We start from the raw sequence: 13,913 nt of genomic DNA on the forward strand, positions 1-13,913 counted from the left end.
ACAGAGATATTTCTATCCCAACTTTTTTTATAATTTACAATTCCTTCATTATAAAATGTTATCGCTTTAAATTTTTCTTGTCTTTTCGTTATTAAAAGTATAGAATAAATTCAACCATTTATGGGGAGGGAAATTATGAAAAAAAATAATTATAGTCACGAAGAAATTATGGAAAGCACACCGCGGACTGGTTTCTTCGGTCATCCTAAAGGACTAAGCACTTTATTCTTTACTGAGTTTTGGGAGAGATTCAGTTACTATGGTATGAAAGCAATATTAGTTTATTACTTATACTATAGTGTTGCTGATGGCGGCTTTGGTTTAGATGAAGCTGTTGCATTACAAATTGTTGCACTTTATGGAACTTTAATTTATATGTCTGGTATTATTGGAGGTTGGATTGCTGACCGTATTACCGGCACTCAACATGCAGTTTTCTATGGTGGGTTCCTCATCATGATTGGACATATATTACTATCGCTTCCGAATAATCTCACACTTGTAATGATTGCATTACTCTTTATCATCGCTGGAACAGGATTATTAAAACCTAATATTTCAACAACGGTCGGAGAGTTATATGACCGCAATGATGTTAGAAGAGACGCAGCATTTACATTATTTTATATGGGAATCAATTTAGGGGCTCTGATTTCACCATTACTTACTGGTTACGTCCAAACACGCTTTGGCTTCCACGGTGGCTTTTTAATTGCTGCTATTGGTATGCTTTGTGGGTTAATTTTGTACGCAGTTAAACGTAAAAAGAATTTAGGTTTAGCGGGATTAAACGTACCTAATCCACTTACTAAACCAGAAATTAAACGTGTAGCACTTATCACTGTTATAGTATTAATTTTATTTGGTCTCTATCTATTTATTTTACATTTAAACAACGCATTAACACTAGGTAATTTCAGTGTACTTATTACGTTCCTAGGCATTGTATTACCAATATATATTGTTGTGAATATGTTAGTGAGTAAACAAGTAACGAAAGACGAAAAATCTCGTGTATGGAGTTATGTTCCATTATACATAGCATCTGTAGCATTCTGGATGATTCAAGAGCAAGGATCTACTATCCTAGCCTCTTTCGCAGATAAAAAAACACAATTAGAAATGTCTGAATTAACAGGTGGGTTAATTGATTTTTCAATCCCAGCTTCATGGGCACAATCATTAAATCCAATTTTCATCGTCTTACTTGCACCTGTCTTTGCAACATTATGGGTTAAGCTTGGTAAACACAATCCACCAACAGTAAATAAGTTTGCTTATGGTACAATCATCGCCGGTCTATCTTATATTGTTATGATTATTCCGCTACAAAGTGGTGTGGAGTTAGTTAATCCATTGTGGTTAGTATTAAGTTTCTTACTTATTACCATCGGTGAATTATGTATTTCTCCAGTAGGTTTATCAACATCTACTAAACTTGCACCATTAACATTTACTGCTCGTATGATGAGCTTATGGATGTTAAGTAATGCTACGGCGCAAGGTTTAAATGCACAACTCGTTGTAGTTTATACAAAAATAAATCAAAGTGATTACTTCATGTACTCAGGCATCGTTGCGATTGTGATTGGTATTTTATTATTATTCATTTCGCCAATTGTAAAACGTGGTATGAAAGGTGTCTACTAGTCACTAATTAATACAACTGACTAATTTATGTTAGTCAGTTCTTACTGCCAACAAAGTCTCTGACTTTGTTGGCAGTTTTTTTATGCAAGTTTTCCGCGGGCACTCCCTTAACCTATTTAGTCTCCAACTAGTGATTTTCCCCACAGATTGCCACTGCCATTATTATGATATTCACTCATACATTCTAGTAACTATATTGTTTCGTTTTTACTTAGGCGTAATCACATATTGTTTAAAATTAAATAAAAACATATATTAATTATACGCATTAAAAAACTGAATATTTTGAATATTTTTATTTTTAGAATATTGTTGAAATTAATTTTGTTTAAGCGTAAAATTTCTTTTATACATTTTTTTAGGGAGAAAGGAAGGGATGTTACTTGGCTTACGATAACACCCAAAATCAAGACGTTCCGAATGTTCCTCAACACGGGTTCTTTGGACATCCACGTGGTCTTGGTGTATTATTTTTCGTTGAATTTTGGGAGAGATTCAGCTATTACGGCATGCGTGCGTTATTACTATTTTATATGTACTTTTCAATCAAAGATGGCGGTTTAGGCATTGATGAAGGTACTGCTCAATCAATCATGGCCGTATACGGCTCATTAATCTATATGACATCCGTTCTAGGTGGCTGGGTTGCAGACCGTATTACTGGGACACGTGCTGCTAACTTATATGGTGCTGTCTTTATTATTATCGGGCATGTCTGTTTAAGTTTACCGATCGGCATGACTGGTCTATTTACATCTATGTTCTTCATCATAGTTGGTTCTGGTTTAATGAAACCTAATATTTCTAACATTGTTGGACGACTTTATCCAGTAAATGATAAACGTATTGATGCTGGGTTCGTTATTTTTTATATGTCGGTCAACATGGGTGCACTTATTTCACCATTAATCTTAAACCAATTTGTTGACAGCGGGAAATTCCACACAGGCTTTTTAATCGCCGCATTTGGTATGGCTTTAGCTTTAGTATGGTATGTATTGTTCAACCGTAAAAATTTAGGTGATATTGGTGTTAAAGCTACTAATCCTTTATCAGCGAGTGAGAAGAAAAAATATACAATCTTGTTTGTTGCAATTGGACTTATTATTGCACTAGTCTTACTTATCACAGGACTTACAGGAACACTATCATTTAACATTATTAGTACAGCAGTGTTAGTTCTTGGTATTGTGTTACCAATTTGTTACTTCACAATTATGATTCGTAGTAAAGACGTTACAGATGACGAACGTTCTCGTGTCAAAGCATTTATACCATTGTTCATTTTAGGTGTGCTTTTCTGGTCTATTCAAGAACAAGGTGCGAATGTTTTAAATATTTTCGCATTAAAACAAAGTGATATGACTTTAAATATCTTTGGCTGGCAAACTGGATTCGGACCAGCCATTTTCCAATCAATTAATCCATTGTTTATCGTGTTACTAGCACCTGTGATTTCATTAATTTGGAGGAAAATGGCTAGAAATCAACCTAGTTTGGTAACAAAATTTGTATTAGGCGCTATATTAGCTGGTCTTTCTTACATAATGATTGCCTTAGTAAGTTATACTGCCGGCGCTACATTTAGTGTTAACTGGATTATTTTATCTTATATCATTTGTGTTATTGGTGAACTATGTCTATCACCTACAGGTAATAGTGCTGCTGTGAAATTAGCACCAAAAGCATTCAATTCACAAATGATGAGTTTATGGTTATTAACTAATGCTACTGCTCAAGCCATAAACGGAACATTAGTTAAGTTAATTGAACCACTTGGTTATAAAAATTACTTTTTATTCTTAGGAGCTATTTCCATTATCATCAGCCTTATTGTTTTAGCCTTTGTGCCTAAAATTGTAAAAGCGATGAGAGGTATTAGATAACGCTCTTATAACTGATAAAATTATTGTAATATATTAAAACACTGCAAGTATCTATACTTTGCAGTGTTTTATTTTTGTGTTATTCACAATGTACTGTACAATAGTAACGATAACTATGATTTCTAGGGAGGCTCATGCATGACAACTCAATATAATCACGGTGTTCTATTTTACCACAAAGGTTCCGGTCTTAAAGCTATCCATGAAGGCTTAGGTGAAGTCGTTAAATCACTAACACCTCTTTGTAAACATCTATCAATTCAGCTAAGTGAGCATGAAGGTGATATTATTAAATATTGCGCACAAATAAAAACTGGAGACTATAGTACAGATGTCGATATATTATTTATTTTAGGCGGAGATGGCACAGTCAATGAGCTCATCAATGGAGTTTTACAACATAATTTAGATGTGCCACTTGCCATTATCCCAGGAGGTACGTTTAATGATTTCACCAAAACGCTTAACTTGGATCCACGGTATAAAATAGCGAGTCAACAACTTCAAAATGCAACTCCACAACCATATGATGTGATGAAAGTGAACGATCGTTATGCTTTAAATTTTGCAGGTCTCGGTTTAATAGTTCAAAATGCTTTAAATGTGCAACAAGGCAACAAAGATGTCTTCGGTAAATTGAGTTATGTAGGGTCTACAGTCAAAACATTAGTGAATCCTGAATATGTCAACTATACGCTTAATGTAGATGGCAAAAAGCTTGAAGATGAATCTTCAATGATTCTCGTAGCAAATGGCCCCTTTATCGGAGGCAATCGAATACCTATGACGGATCTATCGCCTAATGATGGCTATTTAAATGTTTTTATTTTTGATAACCAAAAATTCAGCGTCTTTACTGATGTTTTTAAACAACGCGATAGTATGAACTGGAATAATATTTCTCAGGGTATCCAACATATCCCAGCAAAACAAATTACTATCAGTACTGACGATACACATCAAGTAGATATTGATGGTGAGATTGCTTTAACAACACCACTACAAATAGAAATTATCCCAAGTGCAGTACGTATACTGACATTAACTTCACCTACAGTTAATACAGATGCCAACTAACAACATAAAAGGACAGTGCAACTTTTACGAGTTACACTGTCCTTACTTTTTATTTATTTCCAAGGAAATAATCTGCTACATCTTGCCAGTTATTTACTCTAGTAAATCTATCATCATTAATATTGTGCGATGCAGTGTACATTATTGGTTCTCCAGTGAAAATACTAAGTTGACGTGGATTATCATCAATTAAATAATCTGCATTCACAATATTTTTTCTACCACAAAACACAAAATGTTGTGGATCTAAAAATGGAAAGTACTCTCGCAACCATTCGTACTTATCATGGAAAGATGTCGGTACGTCCATCGCAGCTGTTGCAATATAAACATCATAATATGCAGTTAGCTTCTTCACTACTTCTTGTGCTTGAGCCATAACCTCTAGCTGACCAAAAAATCCTGGTTCGCGTAAAATTTCTGTCAATAAACCATCGTGTTCTGGCATAGCATGACGTAATTTTTTACCGTCTAACATATCATAGCTGATACCTAAATCTGTACGTTCATTGACACGTTTAATTAGTGCTCCTACAGTGTCTGCTAACACTTCATCCATATCAATAGCGATTGATTGTCTCGTCATCTTATTCTTCTTCTCCCTTTTCGTTCATTTAACTCAAAATACCAAACTTTTATACTACCTTAACTATACTTAAGACTCTCTTAAAACTCAAACTGTTGCAATACTTCACGCATTTTTTCATTTTGTTCTGGGAAACCAATAGTAATTCTCACACCATTTGGAAACTCACGAGTAATACATCCTACATTTAGTAACGCTTCATATAATTGATGCGGTTTATCGGTCTTAACAAAGATAAAATTAGTTTGACTTGGATAAAAATGTTTACTTTGTGGTAGCTCAAAAAATTTCTCACGTTCATTTGCATTACGTTCTTGAATAGATTGTAAATATGCTTGATCTTTAAAAGCTGCTAAAGCTGCATATTCTGATAAACGTCCTACATTAAATGGTGGTCGAATAATATTCCATTGTTCTATCGCTTCCTCTGAAGCAATAACATAGCCTACACGTAAACCTGCGAGTCCATATGCTTTAGAAAATGTACGTAAAATAAAGGCATTAGCAAATTCTTTTTGTAACGCTAAGGCATCTGGAAAGTCATTGGCCGTAACAAATTCAACGTAAGCTTCATCTAAAATAACTGGAACGTGACTTGGTACATTTTGTAAAAAGTGTGTTAATTCCTCATGTGTAAAGTATGTACCTGTAGGGTTATTTGGATTACAAAGCCACACTAATTTTGTCTCATTATCAATTTGTGCTAATATACCGTCTAAATCAAAGTGTCCATTTTGTAATGGTACTTGTACTACATTTGCCGATTCTACAATAGCATTATGATAATATTGGCCAAAAGTCATCTCACTCGTCACAATTTTATCACCTGGTGTTAATACTGCTCGTGAAATCATTAAAATAACTTCATCCAAACCTGCTCCAAATAAAATTCGTGATGGTGCTACGTCTAATGCTTTGCTGATTTCTTCTTTAAGTAATGGAGAACCAGTTTCTGGATAATAACATAATTCGTCCACATTGGCTTGAATTGCTTCTTTGGCTTTGGGTGATGGACCATATAAATTTTCATTAGATGCTAATTTATACAATTCTCCTTCAATACCATATTCTTCCTTCAATGCACGTGGTGATAAACCTGGTTGATACGCTGATAATTGTTCGATTTGCTTTTTCATCGTTGCATCGGTCCTCCTTCATATTAACTACAAAAATTTCAAAACTTATCCACTATTATAACGCTTTAATCTGTTGAAAAGCAATCTACTCTCATTAATTAAAAAATGCTGAGACTAGCGTTCTACATGCAACATTGCTAGTAGAATTTATATAGCTAATCTCAGCAAAATATTTGAATCTTGTAATTTTAGTCAACCAAGTTATGTTTTTCTAAATAGTTTTTAGCCACTTCATAAGGATCTTGCTTTTTAACGGTAACTTGATAGTTCATCTCTTGCATTTCTTCGTCTGTAATTTTACCAGCTAGTTTATTTAATGGGTCTTTGATTTCTGGGTGGTCTTTCAAATAAGATTCTTTAAACATTGGCGCACCTTGATATGGTGGGAATACTTTTTTCGTATCTTTTAAAACAACCATATCATATTGTTTTAATTCAGCATCAGTTGAATACGCATCAATTAAATTAATATCATTGTTTTCAACGGCTTGATATCTTAACTTAGGTTCCATTGTTTTAATATTATTTAAATTTAAACCATAAGCTTTTTTAACAGCTGGATAACCATCTTTTCGGTCATTAAATTCCAACGTAAAACCAGGTTTTAATTGGTCTTCTACTTTTTGAAGATCAGCAATTGATTTTAAGTTATGCTTTTCAGCAAAATCACGTTTTACTGCTAACGCATAAGTATTATTATATGACATTGGCTTTAACATCGTCATATCAAACTTGTCCTCTAAACTCGTTTTTGCTTGTTGATAAACTTTACTTTCTTCTTTAGATTGTAAATCTTCTTTCGTCAGTTCACCTAATACTGTACCTGTAAATTCTAAATATCCATCAATATCATCAGATTTTAAAGCATTAAATAAAAATGATGTTTTGCCCATACCATCTTTAATTTCGACAGTATCATCCGTATTATCTTCAATTAAAATTTTGTACATATTTGTAATTATAGATGGCTCTGAGCCTAATTTACCTGCTATTGTTACCTTATCACCCTTATTAGCAAGTAACGGTGCAATAATTACTAGTATTAAAATAACAGAGATAATAGCTAATGACATCACTAATTTTTTATAAGATAAATGTTGCATAAACCGTAGTACAATATCAAAAATTATGGCTAATAATGCAGCTGGAATAGCACCAATAAGAATCAATGCTGAATTATTGCGGTCGATACCTAGTAAAATCAAATCACCCAGTCCACCTGCGCCGATTAGTGCGGCAAGGGTCGCTGTGCCGATAATTAAAACCATAGCAGTACGAATACCAGCCATAATCACGGGCATTGCTATTGGCAATTCAACCTTTGCTAACCTTCTACCCGGTTTCATACCAATCCCTTTTGCTGCTTCAACGAGAGATGAATCTACTTCATTTATCCCTGTATATGTATTTCTTAAAATAGGTAACAATGCATATACAACAAGCGCAATTACAGCAGGTACTTTGCCGATACCAAATAATGGGATCATTAATCCTAACAACGCTAAAGACGGTATCGTTTGTAAAATCGCTGCGATATTCATTACCACTTCTGCAAATTTAGTCGTTTTAGTTAATAGTATACCTAATGGTACCCCTATTAAAGCTGCTATCAACAAAGCAATAAAGGATAACTGTATATGTTCAACAATCGTCGTCAATAGTTCGCCTTTACGTTCCGAGAATGTCTCAATTAAAGCATTCATTGTAACACTCCCCCTTTATTTTGCTTATTTAAGTAAGTAAACATATCTTTACGATGCAATTGGTAATTCTTCTTAGACTCTGCCTCAATAATGGTTATCATGTCATATTGTGCTAATAACTGAAACGCTTCTTCTATTTTAGCCGTACTCTTTAACGTTGGAGCGTTTGTAGCTGGTGACACTTCCGCTTCACTTAAATAAGGTAATATAGATGCTATTGTAGGTGATGTCTGTATATGTTGACCTAAGAATTGTTTCACAAAATCATTTTTGGGATGTTTCATAAAGTTTTCAGGTGTATCAATTTGCTCGACTCGTCCTTCATTTAATAAACAAATACGATCCCCTAATTTGATTGCCTCTTGAATGTCATGTGTAACAAAGACAATTGTCTTCTTAATTTTACGTTGTAATTCGATTAAATCATCTTGCAGTTTTTCACGACTAATAGGATCTAATGCACTAAATGGTTCATCCATTAAGATAACGGGTGGATCTGCTGCTAATGCTCTAATAACACCTACACGTTGCCTTTGCCCACCCGATAACTCATCAGGCTTTCGGTATTTAAATTGCTCTGGCGTTAAACCAACCATATCAAGTAATGTATCCACACGCTGTTCTATGTCTTGTTCTGACCATTTTTTCATTTGTGGCACTTGAGCAATATTTTCTTTTATTGTCATATGTGGGAATAAAGCGATCTGTTGTAAAACATAGCCAATATCCCAACGCATTTCATATATTGGATAATCACTAATCGGTTTACTATTAAAATATATATAACCATTCGTCAATGATATTAATCTATTAATCATTTTCAAAGTGGTAGTCTTCCCACAACCTGAAGGGCCGATCAACACAAAGAACTCCCCTTGTTCAATGTTAAACGACACATCATCAACTGCTGTTTTCTCACCATAACGCTTTGTTACGTTTTTAAATTCTATCATAACTGTCACCTTCATTTTCATTTCGAAATATAGTAGTTATACCTCATTGTTTGCTCTATTCCCTATTCATTTACATCTTAAATATAATTATTTACACAAGTCAAAGTTATTAGTTTCTTTCAAAAAAAGAAGTTTACATCACAAAACCACATGGGCAGACGATCATGTACTGCTTGTTTTGCTGTAAACTTCTGTTTGTACCTTTAGTACTTCAACTAACGGTATATATGCACTAAATTTGTGCTTTATAAGATTGAATTGTTTCTAAAAACTTAGGACAATAATGTTTTAATTTATAACTTCCGACACCGTCAATAGCAATCATATCTTGTTTTGATTCAGGTTTACGTTTGGCAAATTCTTCCAATGTATAATCTGAAAAAATACTTACAGGCGCTATTTCTAATTGTTCACTTAGTTGTTGTCGCACTGATTTTAATTCATCAAATAAAGCTTTATCAACACCTTCTACCGTGTTAATACTAACTTTCTCTTTAGACTTACGTTTAAATGGTGTTGTAAAGACTGCTGCATTCGCATTTAATAATTTTTTCACTGATGCATCGCACGTTAATATTTCATCATGCTCATTTAAATAGCCTTTAAAACGAAGTTCATCAATTAAATGACTTAAGTCTGATGTTGTATAATCTTTCATTAATCCATGAGTTGATAACTGATCATAATCACAATATTTAATATAGTCCGATGTCTCGCCCCTTAATACTTGAATAATCACGCTGTAACTTTCTTGTTGTTTCATTCTGGCAATACAACTAATTATCATTTTAGCTTCATCTGTCATATCGTAAGTTTTATTTTCATGTACACAATTACTACATTGCTGACATTCTTCTAGTTTTTCATTAGGTTCAAAATAATGTACGAGTGTGGCCTCTAAACATTTTTTAGTTTTTGTGTATTGAATCATTTTTGTCAGCTTTTCACCCATTTTATCTTTATAATCATCGTCTGCTTTAGACACTGAAATAAAATATTGATGTAAGCCAATATCTCGTTCACTGAAGAGGAGAATACAATCACTATTTAATCCATCACGACCTGCACGTCCTGCTTCTTGATAATAGGATTCTAGATCTCCTGGCATATTGTAATGAATTACATATCGCACGTTCGATTTATCAATTCCCATACCAAAGGCATTTGTAGCTACGACTACACGAACACGATCATATACAAAGTCATTTTGTGCTTGTTCTCTTTCTTTATTTGATAGACCCGCATGATAAATCGTACTTTGAATATTTTGATCTTGAAAAGCTTCATGAAGCTCTTCCACTTGTTTACGTGTCGAACAATAAATGATCCCTGCAACATCTGAGTGTTCTTTAACATAATCTAGGACAAATTTTTGCCGTTGATACGTTGGATTAACTTTAAACACCAAATTACGACGTTTAGTGCTTGTTTTAATCTCATCATTTTTATTAATATTCAAACGTTGCATAATATCTTTTTGCACTTCTGTAGTTGCAGTAGCAGTCAAAGCTACAATCGCAAAATCTTGAGGTAACGCAAAGACTTTATGAATAACTTCTTGGTAACTTGGTCTAAAATCGTGTCCCCATTTTGAAATACAGTGTGCTTCATCAAAAGCAACTAAAGGGATAGTCAATTGTTGTAATAAGTTGACGAAATACCCATTATCAAAACGCTCAGGTGCTACATATAGAAATTGTACTTCACCACGTAATAGCTCTTGTTCTACAGCTTTTTGTTGTTTTTGAGTCATACTACTATTTAAATAAGCTGCATTAATCCCAGCAGCATTCAGTTGATCTACTTGGTCTTTCATTAAAGAAATGAGTGGACTAATAACAATTGTTGTCCCACCAAGCATCAAACCTGGAACTTGATAACAAATTGATTTACCTCCACCTGTAGGTAAAACGCCCAACACATTGCGATGATCTATGATTTTACTAATGATTTCCTTTTGGCCAGGACGGAAAGTCTCATAACCAAAATAATGTGATAAAGTTGTTTCCATGTTTTAAAATCCCTCATTGTTCATTTAATTCTTCTAGTTCACTCCATCGTGCAATATCATTCTCATATTGATTTTCTAGTTGTTGTTGCTCTTCATTTAATTCTTTGATTTTGGCATAATCAGAACTTGCCTCTATCATTTCTTGCTCAATCGTTGTCAATCTGTCCTCAGTTTGATCAATTCTAGCTAGTATTGTTTCAAATTCTTGTTTTTCTTTATAAGATAGCCCTTTTTTCTTCTTTTTTACATTCTGTTGCTGAGTTTTATTATTAGCTTTTTCTGTTGCTGCTTGTGCTTTGTCTTGTTCTCGTTTCACTGCTTCATAATCTTCAAAAGAGCCTATAATACGTTCTAATTTACCATCGTGAATATACCAATATTCTTGGGCAACTTTGTTTAAAAAGTAGCGATCATGGCTTACCGTAATAACTGTTCCACCAAATGAATCGATGTAATCTTCTAAAATAGTTAATGTTTCAGTATCTAAATCATTGGTAGGTTCATCTAGTAATAAAACATTAGGTTGATGTACTAACAATTTCAATAAATAAAGTCGCTTTTGTTCTCCCCCAGATAATTTGAATAACTTTTTACCGTGTGTTGCACTAGGAAATAAAAACCGCTCCAATAATTGTGTTACTGAAACTGTTGTGCCATCTTTTTCTTTGGCAGTCTCACTTTCTTCTCTCAAATAATCAATCATACGTATATCTCTGTCTAAGCGTTCATCTGTTTGTTTAAAGTATGCCACTTTAACAGTTTGACCTATTTTTAACTCACCAGTAAAGTTATCATCTTCACCACTTAAAATATTTAATAGCGTTGTTTTACCTGCACCATTCGGCCCTACAACACCTATTTGTTGACCATTTTGAATAACTTCAGTAATACTGTCGAATAGTACTTTATTATTAATTTGTTTTGTCACTTCGTCTAATTCAAATACTTGCTTACCTAAGCGAGAATAAGCTAAGTTTAGCGATCCTTTATCTTGCTGTTGTTGATTTTGCACATCTTGTTCCAACGAATTAAAACGGTTGATACGTGCTTGTTGTTTCGTTGTACGTGCTTTCACACCTGCTCTCATCCAAGCAAGTTCTTGTTTATACAAAGCCTGTTGCTTTTGTAGTTGTTTTTGAGCGATTACTTCATTTTCTGCTCGCATTGTAATGTAACTTTCATAGTTACCTGGATACGTAGTTAACTTGCCTTGGTTCAGTTCGATGATACGTGTTGATACTTCGTTTAAAAAGTAACGATCATGAGTTACGAATAAGACAGTGTGTGGATACTGTTTCACAAAGTTAATTAACCAATTGATAGATTCAAAATCTAGATGGTTAGTTGGTTCATCTAATAATAATAAATCTGGTTGCTCAATTAAAGTTTTAGCCAAGCCAACACGTTTTTGCTGTCCACCAGATAATTCGCTAACATTTTTCGACGTCTCGACAATACCCAACTTAGATAGAATAGTTTTAATTTCTGCACTATAATCCCAAGCGCCTTGCGTGTCCATTGCTTCTTGCGCACGCATCATCATTTGAAAATTAGCTTCTGTTTGTTGTTCAGTGTATTGTGCAATTGCATTTTCATACGTTCGGATTGTTTTTAATGTTTCTGTTTCCGAAGACAACACTGCTTCAAACACAGTCATATCATCATCAAATTCTTGCTTTTGTGATGAATAACGAATGCGATATGCATTAGGATGATTAATGTCAGCCTCATAGTCTTCATCTAAATTAGCAATGACTTTAAGTAACGTACTTTTGCCTGTACCGTTTATACCAACTAGACCTATTTTTTCACCTTCCGAAATAGATAAATGTAAATCGTCAAAAATAGTTTTGTCCGCATACGATTTATGTAAATGTTCAATTTTATATGCTTCCATGCTCAACATCCTTTAAATATCGAAAATTCTGAGTATCTCTGTTAAACTTATTTTCAGTTCCATATATTATACACCTTTTTGAGTTCAAATGATACAAAGGAGATTAGCTTATGGTTGAATTTTTTCAAGATTTACCTCCATATCTGCAAGCACTTATTGCAGGTATTATTACCTGGCTCTTAACAGCTTTAGGAGCTTCATCCGTTTTCGTGTTCAAAAACGTTAACGAGAAAATACTGAATTCTATGCAAGGTTTTGCTGCTGGTATCATGATAGCAGCTAGTTTTTGGTCATTATTGCAACCTGCTATCTCTTATAATGAGGATTCAAATTTATCATGGTTACCGGTTGCAATAGGCTTTTTATTAGGCGGTTTTTTTATTCGAGCTTTAGATATTATCATTCCGCACATACACCAAAATGCAGTAGATGCCCAGCAATACCAAGAAGGTCCTAAAACAGACAAACTTAACAAAAATACTCTTCTTGTATTGGCTATTACATTGCATAATATCCCCGAAGGTTTGTCTATTGGGGTTGCTTTTGGTGGTATTGTCTCAGGAAATGGTGAAGCGACATTCTTAGGTGCACTAGGTTTAGCCATCGGTATCGGAATTCAAAATATCCCTGAAGGCGCAGCATTATCTATGCCTATACGTGCCGCTGGTGCCTCACGTTGGAAAGCTTTCAATTATGGTCAGGCTTCTGCTATTGTAGAACCTATTTTTGCCACTATTGGAGCCGCTACGGTATTAATCATTACACCAATGTTACCTTATGCATTAGCGTTTGCTGCTGGTGCAATGATATTCGTTGTAGTAGAAGAATTGATACCCGACTCTCAATCTGGCCAAAATACAGATTTAGCCACACTTAGCCTTATGTTAGGATTTACCATTATGATGATTTTAGATGTGGCTTTAGGTTAAATTTGCCTATAGTAATAACTGACATTTAAAAAGTCATAAGCGTATCATCCTTTCCACTAATAGCTATGATGAACAGCTATTAATT

10 protein-coding genes are annotated in these 13,913 nt (G+C 34.1%); 4 read left to right on the forward strand and 6 right to left on the reverse strand.

The features are described 5' to 3' along the window. Positions 1-135 precede the first annotated feature (135 nt). The 3 genes from MUA37_RS10425 (at position 136) to MUA37_RS10435 (ending at position 4,613) form a co-directional block, all read left to right on the forward strand. Positions 136-1,650 (forward strand): peptide MFS transporter, encoded by a 1,515-nt coding sequence (locus MUA37_RS10425; protein WP_103388062.1) that lies wholly within the window; start codon positions 136-138, stop codon positions 1,648-1,650. Between the two features lie 383 nt (positions 1,651-2,033). After that, positions 2,034-3,536, forward strand: a complete 1,503-nt coding sequence (locus MUA37_RS10430; protein ID WP_262624576.1) for a peptide MFS transporter — start codon at positions 2,034-2,036, stop codon at positions 3,534-3,536. Between the two features lie 138 nt (positions 3,537-3,674). Then, a complete protein-coding gene (locus MUA37_RS10435) occupies positions 3,675-4,613 on the forward strand; it encodes a diacylglycerol/lipid kinase family protein (RefSeq protein WP_002508890.1) in 939 nt (312 codons plus the stop codon). A gap of 49 nt (positions 4,614-4,662) precedes the next feature. Here MUA37_RS10435 and MUA37_RS10440 read toward each other — a convergent pair whose 3' ends face one another. The 6 genes from MUA37_RS10440 to MUA37_RS10465 form a co-directional block, all read right to left on the reverse strand. After that, on the reverse strand, positions 4,663-5,199 hold the full coding sequence (locus MUA37_RS10440; RefSeq protein ID WP_002508891.1) for a 5' nucleotidase, NT5C type: 537 nt from the start codon (positions 5,197-5,199) through the stop codon (positions 4,663-4,665). 80 nt (positions 5,200-5,279) lie between these two features. Next, positions 5,280-6,335 (reverse strand): histidinol-phosphate transaminase, encoded by a 1,056-nt coding sequence (gene hisC / locus MUA37_RS10445; RefSeq protein ID WP_002508892.1) that lies wholly within the window; start codon positions 6,333-6,335, stop codon positions 5,280-5,282. A 188-nt stretch (positions 6,336-6,523) separates the two neighbouring features. Further along, entirely contained in the window at positions 6,524-8,038 is a 1,515-nt protein-coding gene (locus MUA37_RS10450; RefSeq protein WP_232192362.1) for an ABC transporter permease/substrate-binding protein, read from the reverse strand. Then, positions 8,035-8,991 (reverse strand): ABC transporter ATP-binding protein, encoded by a 957-nt coding sequence (locus MUA37_RS10455; protein WP_142019807.1) that lies wholly within the window; start codon positions 8,989-8,991, stop codon positions 8,035-8,037. Before MUA37_RS10455 ends, MUA37_RS10450 begins: the two co-directional genes overlap by 4 nt. Before the next feature lie 232 nt (positions 8,992-9,223). After that, positions 9,224-11,002 carry a DNA helicase RecQ gene (gene recQ, locus MUA37_RS10460; protein WP_002508895.1) on the reverse strand — a complete coding sequence of 593 codons (1,779 nt, stop codon included), beginning with the start codon at positions 11,000-11,002 and terminating at the stop codon, positions 9,224-9,226. A gap of 13 nt (positions 11,003-11,015) precedes the next feature. Further along, positions 11,016-12,905 carry an ABC-F family ATP-binding cassette domain-containing protein gene (locus MUA37_RS10465; RefSeq protein ID WP_232197670.1) on the reverse strand — a complete coding sequence of 630 codons (1,890 nt, stop codon included), beginning with the start codon at positions 12,903-12,905 and terminating at the stop codon, positions 11,016-11,018. Positions 12,906-13,009: 104 nt separating this feature from the next. Between MUA37_RS10465 and MUA37_RS10470 the strand changes: the two genes are divergently transcribed. After that, on the forward strand, positions 13,010-13,828 hold the full coding sequence (locus tag MUA37_RS10470) for a ZIP family metal transporter (protein WP_103388056.1): 819 nt from the start codon (positions 13,010-13,012) through the stop codon (positions 13,826-13,828). Positions 13,829-13,913 lie beyond the last annotated feature (85 nt).

The organism is Staphylococcus arlettae (assembly GCF_025560845.1).
Classification (GTDB): Bacteria; Bacillota; Bacilli; order Staphylococcales; family Staphylococcaceae; genus Staphylococcus; species Staphylococcus arlettae.

Excerpts from the sequence above, each read along its gene's own strand:
- hisC (WP_002508892.1), bottom strand. The coding sequence starts at position 6,335 with ATGAAAAAGCAAATCGAACAATTATCAGCGTATCAACCAGGTTTATCA.
- MUA37_RS10435 (WP_002508890.1), top strand. The coding sequence starts at position 3,675 with ATGACAACTCAATATAATCACGGTGTTCTATTTTACCACAAAGGTTCC.
- MUA37_RS10425 (WP_103388062.1), top strand. The coding sequence starts at position 136 with ATGAAAAAAAATAATTATAGTCACGAAGAAATTATGGAAAGCACACCG.
- MUA37_RS10470 (WP_103388056.1), top strand. The coding sequence starts at position 13,010 with ATGGTTGAATTTTTTCAAGATTTACCTCCATATCTGCAAGCACTTATT.
- MUA37_RS10455 (WP_142019807.1), bottom strand. The coding sequence starts at position 8,991 with ATGATAGAATTTAAAAACGTAACAAAGCGTTATGGTGAGAAAACAGCA.
- MUA37_RS10440 (WP_002508891.1), bottom strand. The coding sequence starts at position 5,199 with ATGACGAGACAATCAATCGCTATTGATATGGATGAAGTGTTAGCAGAC.
- MUA37_RS10450 (WP_232192362.1), bottom strand. The coding sequence starts at position 8,038 with ATGAATGCTTTAATTGAGACATTCTCGGAACGTAAAGGCGAACTATTG.
- recQ (WP_002508895.1), bottom strand. The coding sequence starts at position 11,002 with ATGGAAACAACTTTATCACATTATTTTGGTTATGAGACTTTCCGTCCT.